This window comes from Dactylosporangium sp. CA-152071 (assembly GCF_050936335.1).
GTDB classification, from domain to species: domain Bacteria; phylum Actinomycetota; class Actinomycetes; order Mycobacteriales; family Micromonosporaceae; genus Dactylosporangium; species Dactylosporangium maewongense.
In genome coordinates this window covers 257143-272687 of sequence record NZ_JBNJMZ010000001.1, presented here as the reverse complement: position 1 = coordinate 272687, position 15545 = coordinate 257143, and the positions used below count along the sequence as shown (strand labels likewise).

Sequence of the window (15545 nt, the reverse complement as noted above, 5' to 3'; positions counted from 1 at the left end):
ATGGACCCGTGCCTGTCCTACATCCCGGGCCTCAACCCGCCCGAATCCTGACACCTATCGCCGGTCGCTCTTAGCCCACCGCGTGCCAAGCTTGGGCCCGTGCTCAACACTCCCGCGCCGCCCAGGCTGCTGCTGGTCGAAGACGACCGGCGCATGGCCGGCGTGCTGCAGGAGTTGCTGGCCGACGAGGGCTACCTGGTGGAGTGGGCCCGCGACGGGCAGGAGGGGCTGCATCTCGGGCTGTCCCGCGCGTACGACGTCATCGTGCTCGACCGGCGGCTCCCGGCGATCGAAGGACTGGACCTGCTGCGCCGGTTGCGAGGGCGCGGCGTCACCACGGCGGCGCTCGTGCTCACCGCCAGGGGCACGGTCGCCGACCGGGTCGAGGGCCTCGACGCCGGGGCCGAGGACTACGTGACGAAGCCGTTCGACGCCGAGGAACTGCTGGCCCGGCTGCGGGCACTGCGCCGCCGCCACCGCGAGCAGGCCGACCAGCTGCCGATCGGGCGCCGGTGGCTCGACGCGACGACCCGCCAGGTGCACGGCCAGTCGGGTGACGTGGTGGCGCTGTCGGACCGAGAGTGCGCGCTCCTGCGGACGCTCGCCGCGCGGCCGCATCAGGTGTTCAGCCGCGACGACCTGCGCACGCTCGTCTTCGACGCCGCCGAGAACCCGGGCGTCGTCGACACCTACGTGCACTACCTGCGCCGCAAGCTGGGCCGCCCGGTGGTCAGGACGGTGCGTGGGCTCGGCTACCAGCTCGGCTCCGCATGACGGGCAGACCCGAGACGCGCCTGCTGCGCCGCGCCACCGCCGTGATCGCCGCGCAGGTCGCCGCCGCCGTCGCCGCGACCGTCGTCCTGGTCAGCGTGCTGGCGTTCTCGCTGACCATTCGCGCCGAGCACCGGGCCGAGGAGCGCACCGTCCGCGTGCAGACGCTTGCCGCCGGTGCGGATCTGATCGGCACCGAAGGCGTGCTGCTGTTGCGCCGCGCACCTGACGGTGCCGTCACGGCGAGCGGCGGCACACCGCCCGCCGTCGTCCGGATGGACGTCACCCGGCTGCGGCCCGGACGCGGCAACGCGACGGTCGGCGGCCGGCACTTCGAGGCGTACGCGGTGGACGGCGCCGACGGCAGCCGGACCGTCGGCCTGCTCGACGTCACCGCCCGCGAGGAGTCCGGCGAGCGCCTCATCGGATCCCTGCTGGTCGCCGGCCTGATCGGGATCGTCGCGGCCGCATCGGTCGGTGCCGTCCTCGGGCGGCGGGCGGTGCGCCCGCTGGCGCGCGCCCTATCGCTGCAGCGACGCTTCGTGGCCGACGCCAGCCACGAGCTGCGCACCCCCTTGGCCGTGCTGCACACCCGCGCCCAGCTGCTGCAGCGGCGACTCAACCGCGACGTCGACACCGCACGGGTACGCGCGGATGTGGCCGAGCTGGTGGCCGACACTCACGCTCTCGGCGAGGTGGTCGACGACCTGCTGCTGTCCGCGGAACTGTCGCACCGGCCCACCGGCGGCGTCGCGGTCGACGCCGCAGGCCTGGCGCGGGAGGTTGCCGCGTCCGTGGAGCCGCACGCCGGTGCGCAACACGTCACGTTGCGCACCGACATCGGTGCGGGGCCCCTGGACGTGACCGGGGTGCGGTCCTCACTGCGTCGGGCCCTCGCGGCGCTGGTCGACAACGCCCTCGGCCACGTCAGCGCGGGAGGCACCGTCACGGTCAGCGTCGGCCGGGCGGACGACCGCGTCTGCCTGGCGGTCGTGGACGACGGCGTGGGGCTCGACCCGGCCCGGGCCACTCACCTGCTGGCCCGCTTCGCGCGCGGCGAGGATCCCGTCGACCGGCCGGGCCGCCGCTTCGGGCTCGGGCTGGCGCTGGTGCAGGAGGTCGTCGTCGCGCACGGCGGGCAGTTGCGCATCGACGGCAGCCCCGGGCACGGCGCCCGCTTCACGATGATCCTCCCCGCGGCCCCCGTCCCCGCCGGTCCTGCGGCGGCGGCCGGGGAGTAGGAGCGGTTCGGGACCTTCGGCCTTGGAACGGTGGCCGCGGCGCGTGGACCATGAAATGTGGTCGGTCCGCGGTGCCGACCGGCTCCCCAGGTGGACGGAGGACCGGGATGTCCGTTTGGCGCGGGTCGCTCGTCGGCCGGCTGCGTCCGGCCTCTGTCACCCGGTGGTGGGCCGTCCGGGAGGCCATCCTGTTCTGCCTGGTGGCGCTGCTGCTCATCGCCGGTGTGGTGGCCGCCGCCGTGGGTGCCGGCGGCTGGGCGTCCGCCCTGTGGACCGGTGCGGCGCTGGTCGGGCTGGCCTGGTCGACGGTCACCATCGCCGTCGCGCTGCTGCGCCGCCGGCCCTCGGTGGATGTCATCGCGTGGCTGGCGCTGGCGGGCGCTCTGCTGGTCGGCGAGCCGCTGGCGGGCGCGGTGATCGCCGTCATGCTGTTCACGGGCGGCGTGCTGGAGGCGCGCGCGTCGGCCCGGGCCCGCCGGGAGCTGGGCCGGCTGGCCGCCGGAGCGCCGCGGATCGCCCGCCGGGAAGGCCCGGACGGCGTGGCGGAGATCCCGGTGGACCGGGTCGTGGCCGGCGACCGGCTGCTGGTCGGTGCGGGCGAGCTCGTCCCGGTCGACGGCCGGCTGCTCGGCGACGGCGTGTTCGACGAGTCGGCGCTGTCCGGCGAGCCGCTACCGGTCGAGCGTCGCGCCGGCGACGACATCCGCAGCGGTGTCGTCAACGCCGGGCCGGCGGCGCGGATGCTGGCCACCGAGACCGCGGCCGCGTCGACCTACGCGGGCGTGGTGCGACTGGTCGAGCAGGCCCAGGCGAGCAGCGCCCCCTTCGTCCGCCTCGCCGACCGGTTCGCGCTGGCCTTCGTACCCCTGACGCTGCTGGTGGCCGGGCTCGCCTGGGCGATCTCGGGTGAGGCGGTGCGGGCCGTGGCCGTGCTGGTCGTGGCGACGCCCTGCCCGCTGCTGCTGGCCGCCCCGATCGCGATCATGTCGGGGGTGTCCCGGGCCGCGCGGTACGGGGTGATCCTCAAGGGCGGTGCAGCGCTCGAGCGGCTGGCCGCCGGGCGGGTCCTGCTGTTCGACAAGACCGGCACGCTGACCCGTGGCCGGCCGGTCCTCTCCGCCGTGATCACGGGCCATGACCTGCCGGCCGACGAGGTCCTGCGGCTGGCCGCCGCGCTCGACCAGGCGTCGGCGCACGTGCTGGCCGCGCCCATCGTGACCGCGGCCCGCGAGCGCGGGGCCGGCCTGCCGACGGCGACGGACGTGCGGGAACGGCCCGGTTTCGGCATCGAGGGGACGGTCGAGGGTCGTCCGGTACGCCTCGGCAAGGCGGCCTGGGTCGTCGACGGCGCCGCACCGGAGTGGGTGCGCCGGGCCCGCCGCCGGGCCGCGCTGGACGGGTCGCTGACCGTGTTCGCGGCGGTGGACGGCCGGCCCGCCGGGGTCCTGCTGCTCACCGACCCGCTGCGGCCCGACGCGCCGCGCATGATGCGGACGCTGCGCAACGCCGGCATCGAGCGCACCGTCCTGATCACCGGGGACCGGGCGGACATCGCCGAAACCGTCGGGCGGATCGCCGGAGTCGACGCCGTGTACGCCGACCGCGACCCCGCGGACAAGCTCGCCATCGTCCGCGCCGAACAGGACGCCGCACCGACCGTCATGGTCGGCGACGGGGTGAACGACGCCCCGGCGCTGGCCGCAGCCGGTGTCGGCGTCGCGCTGGCGGCCCGCGGTGTCACGGCCGCCGCCGAGGCGGCCGACGTCATGCTCACCGCGGACCGCGTCGACGGTCTCGCCGACGCGATCCTCGTCGCCCGGCGCGCCCACCGCATCGCCCGCCGTTCGGCGGCGCTCGGCATGGCCCTGTCGTTGGCCGCGATGATCCCCGCCGCGGCCGGGCTGCTCACGCCGGTGGCGGGTGCGCTGTTGCAGGAGGTGATCGACGTCGCGGCCATCGGCCTGGCCCTGACGGTGCTGCTGCCGCAGCGTACGCACACCGTCACCATGCCGACCGCCGACCTCGCCGTGACCCGGCAGCTGTACGCGCAGCACACCGCCATCCGCCCGCTCGTCGAGCGGATCCGGGCCGTCGCCGACGACCTCTCCGTCACCGGAGGCGACCTCGGACCCGTCCGTGAGCTGGTCGACCGCCTCGAGACCGACCTGCTGCCGCACGAGCGGGCCGAGGAGGCGCAGCTGCTGCCGATCGTCGCGCGGGCGCTCGGCGGTCCCGACCCGATCGCGGCGCTCAGCCGTACCCACGCCGAGATCGAGCACCAGATCCGCCGGCTGCGCCGCATCCTGCCGGACAGCGCCGGCCACGCCGAGCCGGAGGACGTGATCGACCTGCGGGCCGGCCTCTACGGCCTGTACGCCATCATGCAGCTGCACAACGCCCAGGAGGAGGAGAACGCGTTCAGCCTCATGCCGGCAGCGTCCGCCCCGACCTGAGCCTGACGACGTGGGCCCCGGGAGGACCTCCCGGGTCCACATCCTGTGCTGGTCACAGTCCGGAGGCGGGCAGTCCCTCCAGCGTGAAGCGCTCCTGGAGCCAGGGCAGCAACGTCCGGTACGCCGTGATGGTGTTCGGCTGGCCGTTGTCGTGGGACAGCACGATCGAGCCCGGACGGGTGTGACCCTTCACGTGGCTCACCACGCGCGAGATGTGCGCCGACGCGCCGCTGTCGTGGGTGTGCTCCCAGTCGCGCGGATCCACGTCCCAGGAGATCGAGTCCATGCCCAGCGCGCGTGCCTTGGCCACGAGGGCGGGCGTGAAGTTGCCGCCGGGCGCGCGGAAGTACCGGATCGGCGCGTCCTGACCGACCACCGCGCGGATCATGTCGTTGGTGTGCTTGAGGTCCCAGTCGATGTAGGCGTCGTCGCGCTGGGCGAGGTTCAGCAGGTGCTGCCACGAGTGGTTGCACAGGGTGTGCCCGTCGGCGTAGATGGCCCGGACGAGGTCGGGCCGGTCGCGGACCCGGAAACCGACCATGCAGAACGTGGCGTGGATGTGCCGCTCCCGCAGCATTTCCAGCAGCTTGGGGGTGTTGATCGGGTCCGGCCCGTCGTCGAAGGTCAGCGCGACCGCCGGGCTCCCCGTGGTGATGAACGCGCCGAAGCGCCCGTCGCCGTCGTGGAAGGTCGGGCTGGCCGAGGGCGACGCCGCCGGCGTAGGGCTGGGCGAGGGCGCGGCGGCGACCGGCACCGCGGACACGGCCGGCCGCGGTTGCGCGGGCCGGTGCACCGGGACGCCGTCGCCGCCCAACGTGCCCAGCAGCAGTACCACGGCGGCCAGCAGGCCAGAGATCGTAGGGCGCACGCCTACCAGACGGCCGAACACCGCGACAGGGTTGCAACCGGTGCCGGCCCGAGTCAAGCCGGGTGCGGGTGCACGGTTCATGATCGCGGCACTCTTCCCATGTATCGATGAAGGGCTCTATGATGCTGATCAATTCATTGTGATCTCTGCCGGAGGTGGCAAATGCGGAAAATGACGATCCGCCACAAGAGTGCCGTTCGCCTGTTGTCCGGAGCGCGGCGGCTCTGGCTGGAATGGTGCTGGTAAGACGCGGCCGGGCGGGCGCCTCCGAGCGCCCGCCCTACAACTGCCACCGCGACCTCGGCCCGTATGCAGGGGTCGACGCATTCCTCGCCGACCTCGCCCGCGATCACCCCCGGCAGGCCGCCCGCCACTCCGTCGAGCTGCACTCCATCGTCCCGGCCCTGAATCCGGCCAGGACGACCGCGGCTGACGAGCAGCCGATCCGGTTCCACCCCGTTCGGCGCACGGCCGCCCTCTCGTTCGGGGCGGCGGAGTTCGTGGCCGCGTGCGCGGTACGCCGTCCCCTGACCGTCCACTTCGTCCACGCCGACGCGGCCGACGAGACGACCGCGGAACTGCTCGCGACGCTGACGCGGCGGCTCGCGTCGACTCCGATGGCCCTGCACCTCCACGACGGGGGAGCGCCCGAGCCGGAGGTCGAATCCCGGCCGCCCCACCTACGGGCCATGCTGGGCGACAGTCTGGCGCGCGGCTTCTACCACCACGCCGTGCGTACCGCGCGGCGCGGCCGGGCCGCTGTCACACCCGAGACCGACCTTGCCCTCTGGTGGTCGTTCACCACGGGACTGGCCACCGCCCTTGCCGCGGTCGGCCACGCCGTTGAGGCACTCCAGCTGTACGCCGAAGCCCGAGCCGTCACCGACGATCCGAAGATCACGATGTCGGCCGCATACTCCACGGCCATGCTGTACGCCCGCCACCTTCCCCCGGCGCAGCAGGACCCGGCCATGGCCAGACAATGGCTGGAGACGGCACTTCACCTGGCCGACGGCATCACCGACGAACGCCGGCGCGTCGTGTCGACCATCTTCTACGAGCAGGGCATCGCGCTGTTGGACAGCCGCGAGGGCCGGGCGGACGAAGCGCTGGAACTGGTGAACTCCGGTCTGGTGAAGCTGTCCACCGTCCTGGGCGCCGATGAGCGTCGGCAGGACCAGGCCCGCCTCCGGCACAACCGGGCCCAGCTCCACCTGGCGCTCGGCAAAGCCGCCGAGGCGCTGGCCGACCTCGACGACGTCATCGCCTACGACCCCGAGAACTGCGAGTACTACGTCGATCGGGCGGTCCTGCACCGTGCCGCCGGGCGTACGAGCGCAGCCTTGGGCGACTACGCGGCGGCGATCCGGCTGGGACCACACCTGCCAGAGGCGTACTACAACCGCGCGACGCTGTATGAGGAGACCGGACGGAGCGGGGCGGCACGTGAGGACCTGCGGCGCGTCCTGGCCATCGATCCGGCCCATCTCGACGCCCGCGTAGCCCTCGCGAACCTCCATCTCGCCCGGGGCGACCTCGCCGCCGCCGAAGAATGCGTACGCTCAGCTCCGGCCGAGCGGCGCGACGCACCCGCACTGCTGTGCACGCTGGGTCTGATCCGCTCTGAACGCGGTGCCCTCGACGAGGCCGACGATCTGCTGACGCGGGCCATCGACGCCGCTCCCGGGCTGGCCGAGGCGTGGACCAACCGGGCCGCCGTGCGCTTCGAACGTGGCGACGCCGCCGCTGCCGTGGCCGACCTCGACCGCGCGGTGGTGCTGTCGACCGCGGCCGAGCCCCGCTACAACCGCGCCACCGCGCTGATGCGGTTGCAGCGCTGGGGCGAGGCTGCCGACGACCTGACTGCCGCGCTGGCCGTGCCCGGCCTGGACGCCAAGCTCCGCCGCGACCTGCGCGCCGGGCTCAACCGCTGCCAGGCTCATGCGTCGTCCCGCCGGCGCTGACGTCATCTTCGCCGCTCAAACCCGCCTGACCAGGGAACGCTCGACGCAACGGACCCGTCGCGGCGAGCCGGAGCGGTCACGACGCCACCGCCCGGCGGTATCTGGGGGCGGTCTCTTGCAGCAGCGCGTCGATCACCGGGGTGCAGCGCTCGTCGCCGGTCGCCTCGCGCAGCACCACGAGCGCCCGGCCGCGGGCCAGGTCGCAGCCCAGTCGGCGCAGTGTGTCGGCGGCGGCACCGGCGAGCTCGGCCGCGCCGTCGCGGTCGCCGGTGCGCAGCAGTGCCAGCGCGCGGGCCGTGTCCGCGACCGCCGCTGGCTGCCGGTAGTCGCATGCCCGCGCCAGGTGGGCCGCCGCCCGGGCGTGGTCACCGGCCCGGTCGGGGGCGCCCGCGGCGAGGTCGGCGTGCGCGAGCCCGGTCAGCGCCGCCACCCGGCCCTGTGCCGTCTGCGAGACGGTGGCCAGGCGCAGCGCCCGCTCCAGGTAGCGCCTGGCTGTCCCGTGGTGGCCGAGCTCCAGGCGTACCGTGGCCAAACTGTGCAGCACGAGCGCCTCGGCGGCCGGGTCCGCGCCCGAGCGCAGGGCGGCGAGCCCGGCCACCGCCGAGGCCAGCGCGGCCCGTAGGTCACCCTGCAATGCCTGCACGACGGCGAGGTGCCCGGCGGCGGCGGCCTCGCCCTCGATGTCGCCGAGCCGCTCATAGCCGGCCGCGGCGTCCGCCAGGCAGCGGTGGGCGCGCCCGAGCTGGCCGCGGTGCAGGTGGATGACGCCGAGGTTGATCCGGGCGGACTCGGCGCCGAGCCGCGAACCTGACCGTTCGTGCAGCGTGAGCGCCTCCTGCAGCACTTCGGCCGCCGCGTCGAGGTGGCTGGTCAGGGTCCGGACCACGCCGAGGTTGTTGAGGGTGGTCGCGGCCCCGCTCGGGTTGCCGGCCGCGCGGTGCTCGGCCACGATCGCGGTGAAGTGCCGCGTGGCGCTGCGGGAGCGGCCCAGCCGGGACTCCAGCACCGCGGCGAGAGAGCGTGCGGCGAGCTGCCCGGCCGGCCAGCCGGCCCGGACGCTGAGCCGGCGGCCGTGCCCGGCGTGCCGCACCGCTTCGTCGGGGTCGCCCTTGATCGTGTGCGCGACCGCCAGGCTCACGTGGAGCGCCGCGCTGGCCCGCACGGCCCCGTCGCGCTGCGCGGCGGTGAGCCCGGCGGCGGTCACCGACAGCCAGCTCGGCAGGTCACGGTTGGCCATGAACGGCACCCTGAGCGGCACCGCGAGCCGCCAGGCCATGTCCGCGACCCCGCGGCCGGGGGCTGCCAGCGCCGCGGTGCACAGGTTCGGGTACTCCACGGCGAGCCAGGCCCGGGCGTCCGCGGCCTCGGGGAACAGGCTCCGGTCGGCGGGTTCGTCGTCGGCGCGCGGCACGTTCGGGGCGAGCCGGGCGGCTGCGGCCCGGCACCGGTCGACGTACCACTGGTAGGCGCGCCGGGTCGCCGCCTCGCGCCGGCCGGGTGGCTCGGTCGCCGCGGCCAGCGCGGCGGCGAACTCGCGGAGCAGGTCGTGCATCGCGTACCGGCCCGGGCGCACGGTGCTGAGCAGGTTCGCATCGGTCAGCCGGACCAGCAGGGGCGCCACCTCCGCCGCCGGCAGGCGACTGGCGGCGGCGCCGACCTCGCCGTCGAACTCGGCCGCCGGCAGCAGGCCGAGCAGCCGGAACACCTGCTGGGTGGCCGGGCCGAGCCGGCTGTAGGAGTGCCGGAACGCGGCGGTGACCGCGCTGTCGGCGTCGTCCCGGGTCCGCAGGGCCGGCAGGCGGGCGTCGCCGGCGAGCTGTCCGGCGCGCTCCGCGATCGGGTGCGCCACCCCCACCGGCAGGTCGACCGCGGCGATCCGCAGCGCCAGCGGCAGCCCACCACAGTGCCGGACCAGCTCGGTGACCGCGGCCGGCTCCGCGACCGCCCGCTCGGCGCCGACCATCCGGGTCACCAGGACGACCGCGTCGGGTTCGGCGAGCGCGGCCACCGGCAGGCTCCGCGCGCCCTCCACCGCGGCCAGGCTCAGCAGCCGCTCCCGGCTGGTGACGAGGACCTTGACCCCGGCGCCGCCGGGCAGCAGCGGGCGCACCTGCTCGGCGGAGCGCGCGTTGTCGAGCACCATCAGCAGCCGCCGGTCCGCGGTGACCGAACGGAACAGCGAGGCGGCCTGCGGCACGTCGGCCGGGATCTGGCCGTGCGGCACACCGAGGCCGGTGAGCAGGTGCCCGAGCGCCTCAGCCGGGCCGGCCTCGGGCTCCGCCCCGAATCCGCGGAGGTTGAGGTACAGCTGCCCGTCGGGGAACTGCCCGGCGGCCCGCCGCCCCCACCACACGGCGAGGCTGGTCTTGCCGCTGCCGGCCATCCCGGAGATGACGACGGTGGCGGGGCCGTCGGTGTCGGCGGCCAGCCAGTCGTCCAGCTGGGCCAGCTCGGTGCCCCGACCCACGAAGTGCAGGCCGACCACCGGCAGCTGGCGCGGTGTCGGCGGCTCCTGCTTGACCGCTTTGCGGTGCTCGGACCGCTGCTGTGGGGCACCGGCCGTGGCCAGCGTCGGGTCGTCGGTAAGGATCCGCTGATGCAGCCGGCGCAGGGCCGGTCCCGGGTCGATGCCCAGCTCGGTGCGCAGCAGGCGGCTGGCCTGCGTGTATGCGGCGAGGGCGTCGGCGCGGCGGTCCGCCCGGTACAGCGCCAGAATCAGCTGCCCGCGGAGGCGCTCGTCGAGCGGGGTCTGTGCCACCAGCCGACCGATCTCCGGCAGCAGCTCATGGTGCCGGCCGGTGGCGAGCCCGGCGTCGACCCTGTCGGCGAGGGCCGCGGCGTGCCGCTGGTCCAGCGCCGGCCGGGCGGCGACGATGAGCTCGTCGGTGACCCCGCCGAGGACCGGCCCCTGCCACTGCGCCAACGCCTCGGTGAGCAGCCCCTCGGCGGCGGCCGCGTCGCCGGTGCGCAGGGCCTCCCGGCCTTCCCGGGCCAGCCGCTCGAAGCGCAGCACGTCGACGTCGTCCTCGGCCGCTCGCAGCACGTAGCCGACCGGGTGCCGCTCGATCGACCCCGGCGGCAGGAGGCCTCGCAGTTTGGAGATGTACTGGTGGAGGATCCGCTGGGCGGAGGCCGGAGAACGCGGGCCCCAGGTCACGTCGATGAGCCGGTCCGCGGAGACCGGCTCGTTGGCGGCGAGGACGAGGGCCGCGAGGACGGTCCGGGGTTTGGTGCCACTGACCGGGACAGGCCGGCCGTCGAGCCACGCGCCGACGAGTCCCAGCACCCTGTAGTCCACCGCGCAGACAGTACCGATGCATCGAAATCTTTGCGGGACCGCGGTCGGGACCCGGCCGCCCCGAGGTGGCCGGGTCCCTTGCTCAGCTGATGCCCTTCACCGGAGGCGCGCAGTGCTGTGCGCCGGTCCAGTACCGCACGCAGGACTTGAAGTAGAACGCGGTGTCCTCCTTCGCATCCAGGTGCTTCCAGCGGATGCAGTTGCCTTCCGGCCCCGGGTTCCACAACTTCGACTGGACCGTCCGGTTGGTGGCCGCGTCGGTGTATTGGAACTCCACGTACGAGGTGTCCCCGCCGAGCTGGCAGTTCTCGATGTGCTCGCCGTACGGGAAGAACCTGGTGAACGACTGCTGAGCGAGCTCGGACTGGTAGGAGTCGCCGGGCTGGTCGGGCCCGATCGCGGCATGCGCCGGGGTGGCCAGGACGGCTGTCAGCGCCCCGGCCGCCGCAAGGACGACGACGGACTTCCGGATGATGCTCATACGATTCCTTGCCTCCAGGGTGAACACGGGTCCCAGAAGTTGTCGACGTCCGCGCAGACGCGCATGTCGATGAAGCGCTCCTCACCGAAGTCGTGCAGGTACGTCGCGCACGACGGCGCCGGCCCGGTGACCTTGTGCGTCCCCCGCTGCAGGGTGCCGTTGATCCGGATGTACTCGAACTCGATGTAGACGTCCCAGCGGTCGGACTTGCAGACCGTGAAGCTGTCCCCGATGTGCTGGAAGCTGCCCGAACCGGCGGCCATGCCGAGCACGTCGACGTACTCCAGCACGTTGCGACCGGTGTTGTTGTCCCCGGCGTGGGCGGGCGTCGCCACCCCGGCGAGGAGCGCCCCCGCCGCGCCCGCCACCAGGCTGATGCGGGCCAGCCGACTGCGCATGCTCCTGGTGCTCATCAGGTGATCGCCGCCACCCATGGCGTGCACCAGTCACCCGGCAGGCCTGGCGCGGGCGGTGGCAGCACCGGGTAGTCGAGGCACGCCCGGAACATGAAGGTACGGTTCTCCGGGAAGTCCAGGTTGTGGTCGTAGCACGTCCCACCCCCCAGCGCGTTGTACTTCTGGTAGTTCACGTCGTTCCAGATGTACTCGCCGTAGACCTGGAGCCCGTCTGTCGAGTCGTCGCACACGAAGAAGTGCTCGCCGTCGTGGTAGAAGATGGCCCGGACCCCTTCGCCCCGCGAGCCCGCGGTGCGGTTCGTCCCCGCGTACGCGGCGGCTCCCCAACCCAGCACCACCACCAGCGGCATGACAACCGCCGCCGTGAGCATCCTCAGCACCTTGGCCCTGGCTCTGCCCTGTCTCAGCACGCTCGATCCTCCCTCCGATGCACTGAACCGGTCCGGAGGGCCCCCACGGAAACCCGGCCCTCCTCGCCACCGATCCTGCGGACCAGCCGTTTCGACGTTGTTCGCACCGATGTTTGGCCCGCCTTGCACCGGCCCCCTGACCTGCGAGGACGCACCCACACGCCGATCAAGGCGGGACTGAATGCGGGAGCCGCGTACGCTGCAACGATGGCTCACGGCGTGCTGCTCGGGATCGACTTCGGCACCTTCAACACCGTGGCCATGGTGCGTCGCGGCGGCGGTGAAGCACGTTCCCTGCTCTTCGACGGGTCACCGTTGCTGCCGTCTGCGGTGCTCCTGGAAGGCCCCGGCGACGTGCTGTCCGGTGCCGAAGCCGTGCGGTCGGCGCGGGTGCAGCCGGATCGGTACGAGCCCAACCCGAAGCGGCGGATGGCCGACGGGATCGTCCTGCTCGGCGGCCACGAGACCGACGTGGTCGACCTGGTCGCCGCCGTGCTGGGACGCGTGGCGTCGGAGGCGCGGCAGGTCGTCGGCCGGCTCCCGGATCGTGTCGTGGTCACGCATCCGGAGATCTGGGGCACGTCGCGGTTGAGCCGGTTGACCGAGGCGGCCGTCCGTGCCGGCCTGCCGGACCCGATGCTCGTGGCGGAGCCGATCGCTGCCGCCGCCTACTTCCTCGGCCAGGTCGGCCGGGTCGGCGCGGGTCAGTGCGCGGTGGTGTACGACTTCGGGGCAGGCACGTTCGACGCCAGTGTGGTTCGCCGCGGCCCAGGAGGAGCGCTGACGGTGCTGGCCAGTGAAGGGCTTCCCGAGGTGGGCGGCCTGGACCTGGACGCCGCCTTGGTGGAGCACCTGGGCCGGCTGGTCGCGCATCGGGCCCGGGACGCTTGGGACCGGTTGCGGCAACCGGCCACCGCCGCCGACCGCCGTGCCCATCGGCAGCTGTGGGAGGACGTCCGGCTGGCCAAGGAGTCGTTGAGCCGGCGTTCGCAGACGCTGGTGCACCTGCCGGTCCTGGACGAGACCGTTCCGGTGAGCCGGGACGAGTTCGAGCAGCTCGCCGAGCCGGTCATCGCGCGGACGGTCGCGGTCACCCGCGCCGCGGTGCGGAGCGCGGGCATCGGGCTGTCAGACGTCGGTGGCATCTTCCTCGTCGGCGGGTCGAGCCGTGTCCCACTCGTCGCGACGCTGCTGCACCGCGCGTTCGGGATGCCACCGACGGTTCTGGAGCAGCCCGAGCTCGTGGTGGCGGAGGGTTCACTGATCCTGCTCGACGCGTGCGAGGAGCGCACGCCGACCGGCGTCACGATGAGGCTGCCCGCCGATGCCGGGTCGGAGGAGACCGTTGCGCAGGCGCGTGGAACGGCCGCCGGCCCGGCACCCGTGCCGCAGGGCTCGCCGCAGCGGGTCACGCAGCTGTCGCCGGCCTCGCCGACGGCAGGCCGCGCGTCGCGCGTCGACGAGGCCGTCGAACCGGGGCGGGGGCGATCGGTCCGCCGCCACCTCACCGATCCGTGGAGCGTGGCAGCGGCCGTGCTGCTCGGTGCCCTGAGCGGCACGGCCGGCGGCCTCGCCGGTGCGGGCACGGCGGCCGTGCTGACTGCGGGAGTCATGGTCGCCGTGATCGTGCACGTGGTGCGGGTGGCTCTCGGTATCGTGTTCGACCGCTGAAGACCCGGTTGTCAGACGTCGCCACTAGAAGTTGCTCAGCACCGAGCTGAAGATCTTGTCGACGCTGGCTGGGTCGCGCGCGTCGTAGGCGGCAGCCCGCGACACTTTCGCGATCTGTTCGAGCGTGTCCAGGTCGGCCTCCTCGCCGAAGGCGATACCGAAGATGCGAACCGAGTTCTCCAGGGGTGACCCGTCCAGGTCGTGGAGCAGCTTCGCCCGGTCGTTGTCGGCCGGATACTCGTTGCGCCCATCGGTGAGCAGCACGACTGCGTTGATGCGGTCGGCGTCCAGCCGTTCCCGCATGTACAGGTCGGCGGCCCGGGTCGTGTGGTAGAGGGCCGTGCCGCCATCGGCGCTCAGCGCCCGGATGATGCCGGTGAGTTGCTGTTTCGCGTCACCGACGCGCGACATCGGCAGCCGCTCGGTGTAGGGCTGCGCACCGTTCGGTCGCTGCCCCGTGAATGTCCACAGTGCCACCTCGTCGTCGGGATGCAGCAGGTCGAGGCTCGCGATTGCCGCGTTCTTCGCGGCTTCCAGCTTGCTGACGTCACCGGCCGCCTTCTCCTTCATCGAGCCCGAGACGTCGAGGACGAGCAGCACCCTCGCCTTCTTCCGCAGGTCGTCCCAGCCGGCGAGGATCTTGTCCAGGACCTCTCCGACGGGTGACTGGATCAGGCTGAGCTTCTGCCCGGCCGGGATCTGCAGGGTCTGCGTCAGTTCGGGGCCGGCGTTGCCCTGGTGGTCGCGGAAGCCCATCGCCGCGAACGCCGCCTGCTGGGCCGGCCGCTGCAGGAACGCGAGGAAGTCCGCGGCCGCTTCCCGTTGCGCGTCACTGGCCGAGGGCAGCACCACGTATGGGTGGTCGAGCATCAGAGTGCCGTCCCGCGGCACCATCGGCACGAGCGGCACCGTGGGCGCCTTGCCTGTCACCTTCGGGTCGCCGGTGGTGTTGCCCTTGTTGTACAGGAAGGTGAGTTGCTCCTGATGCACGACGGCGCTCACGTACGACATCGCGGCGCCCTTGGCGTCGGCTTCGGCCAAGTTGGCGAGGAACTTCACCGCATCGTCGGTGTAGTGCAGGACGCCGGCTTCGACCCCGCGAACGAAGTTGATCACGTTGGGCTGGGTGAGGTCGGCCGTCGTCAGCTCGCGGGACAGGCCGGTCGCCGCGTAGTACGTGGCCACCGTCGCGGCCAGGCCGGACGTGGACCGGTGCGGGTTGTCCTTGCCGAAGGAGAAGCGACCCCACTCGGGGTGGCCGTACCGGCCCCACCCCTGCGGATCGGACGCCAGCGCCAGCACGTCGCTCCACCCGAACTCGCGGTTCGGCCAGCCGAACGCCTCGGCCATCGGCTTCGGCATCGAGATGACCAGCGGGCTCTGCGCGATCGACGGCATCTGCGTGCCGGCCGGCGGCACCACCTGCTTGCCGCCGGCGGTCTCCTGCTGGCGGGCCAACTGGAGCCACAGCGATGCGGTGGGCGTCCACACCTGTGGTGGCGGCCCACCGTCGCGCTGTTCGTCCCACCCGGAGACAAGCGCCTGCGCCGCCGCGCCGGACGTGAGCCGGTGCACGGTCACCGACGCGCACCGCTTGCCGCCGTACAGCGTGTCGGAGGCGTTGTACCGGCGCGCCAACTCGATCATCAGGTCTGCCTTCTCGGTCGACGAACTGACCTCGATGGGTTCACAGCCGGCCCGCTTGTCGGCGCCCGCCTCCCCGGCGTCGCGACGGAGCACCACGTACGTCGCCAAGACGGCTATCAGACCGACGATCACCGCAATCACCAGCGGCATTCGCGTACGTGCACCCGCGACAAATCCCATCGACGATCTCCTGTTCACCAGCGGAACCCCGCATCGTAACCGAGGGCTACAACATCGCCGCCATCCGCCGGACGGGCCCGGTGCCGCTCCCGGCGAGGGACTGCCCGACCGAGCCGGAAGCGCTCGGTCGAGCCTGCCGGATGCC

At 73.3% G+C, this 15545-nt stretch carries 11 protein-coding genes; 5 read left to right on the top strand and 6 right to left on the bottom strand.

Going from position 1 to position 15545, the window contains the following annotated elements; translation table 11 throughout:
- Positions 1-99 precede the first annotated feature (99 nt).
- The 3 genes from ACQEVZ_RS01030 (at position 100) to ACQEVZ_RS01020 (ending at position 4465) form a co-directional block, all read left to right on the top strand.
- Positions 100-774, top strand: coding sequence for a response regulator transcription factor (locus tag ACQEVZ_RS01030; RefSeq protein ID WP_433359943.1), 675 nt, complete (start codon positions 100-102; stop codon positions 772-774).
- Positions 771-2012 carry a sensor histidine kinase gene (locus tag ACQEVZ_RS01025; protein WP_344506352.1) on the top strand — a complete coding sequence of 414 codons (1242 nt, stop codon included), beginning with the start codon at positions 771-773 and terminating at the stop codon, positions 2010-2012. The genes ACQEVZ_RS01030 and ACQEVZ_RS01025 overlap by 4 nt, the downstream gene beginning before the upstream one ends.
- Positions 2013-2119: 107 nt before the next feature.
- The gene (locus tag ACQEVZ_RS01020) at positions 2120-4465 is read left to right on the top strand and encodes a heavy metal translocating P-type ATPase (protein ID WP_433359939.1); all 2346 of its coding nucleotides are present in this window, start codon (positions 2120-2122) and stop codon (positions 4463-4465) included.
- Positions 4466-4517: 52 nt separating this feature from the next.
- On the opposite strand, the gene ACQEVZ_RS01015 is transcribed toward ACQEVZ_RS01020, so the two are convergent.
- Entirely contained in the window at positions 4518-5300 is a 783-nt protein-coding gene (locus tag ACQEVZ_RS01015; RefSeq protein WP_433359936.1) for a polysaccharide deacetylase family protein, read from the bottom strand.
- A gap of 266 nt (positions 5301-5566) precedes the next feature.
- On the opposite strand from ACQEVZ_RS01015, the gene ACQEVZ_RS01010 reads away from it, so the two are divergent.
- Positions 5567-7297, top strand: coding sequence for a tetratricopeptide repeat protein (locus ACQEVZ_RS01010; protein ID WP_433359933.1), 1731 nt, complete (start codon positions 5567-5569; stop codon positions 7295-7297).
- 76 nt (positions 7298-7373) lie between these two features.
- Here the strand turns inward: ACQEVZ_RS01010 and ACQEVZ_RS01005 are convergent, their stop codons facing one another.
- The 4 genes from ACQEVZ_RS01005 to ACQEVZ_RS00990 form a co-directional block, all read right to left on the bottom strand.
- Positions 7374-10595: a BTAD domain-containing putative transcriptional regulator gene (locus ACQEVZ_RS01005; RefSeq protein WP_433359930.1), complete on the bottom strand. Its 3222-nt coding sequence runs from the start codon at positions 10593-10595 to the stop codon at positions 7374-7376.
- A gap of 82 nt (positions 10596-10677) precedes the next feature.
- Entirely contained in the window at positions 10678-11076 is a 399-nt protein-coding gene (locus tag ACQEVZ_RS01000; protein WP_433359928.1) for a hypothetical protein, read from the bottom strand.
- On the bottom strand, positions 11073-11489 hold the full coding sequence (locus ACQEVZ_RS00995) for a hypothetical protein (protein WP_344513778.1): 417 nt from the start codon (positions 11487-11489) through the stop codon (positions 11073-11075). The genes ACQEVZ_RS01000 and ACQEVZ_RS00995 overlap by 4 nt, the downstream gene beginning before the upstream one ends.
- On the bottom strand, positions 11489-11863 hold the full coding sequence (locus ACQEVZ_RS00990; RefSeq protein WP_344513779.1) for a hypothetical protein: 375 nt from the start codon (positions 11861-11863) through the stop codon (positions 11489-11491). Before ACQEVZ_RS00990 ends, ACQEVZ_RS00995 begins: the two co-directional genes overlap by 1 nt.
- A gap of 246 nt (positions 11864-12109) precedes the next feature.
- Between ACQEVZ_RS00990 and ACQEVZ_RS00985 the strand changes: the two genes are divergently transcribed.
- On the top strand, positions 12110-13573 hold the full coding sequence (locus tag ACQEVZ_RS00985) for an Hsp70 family protein (protein WP_433359923.1): 1464 nt from the start codon (positions 12110-12112) through the stop codon (positions 13571-13573).
- A 24-nt stretch (positions 13574-13597) separates the two neighbouring features.
- On the opposite strand, the gene ACQEVZ_RS00980 is transcribed toward ACQEVZ_RS00985, so the two are convergent.
- Complete coding sequence (locus ACQEVZ_RS00980) at positions 13598-15328, bottom strand: vWA domain-containing protein (protein ID WP_344513783.1); 1731 nt, start codon at positions 15326-15328, stop codon at positions 13598-13600.
- Between the last annotated feature and the right edge of the window lie 217 nt (positions 15329-15545).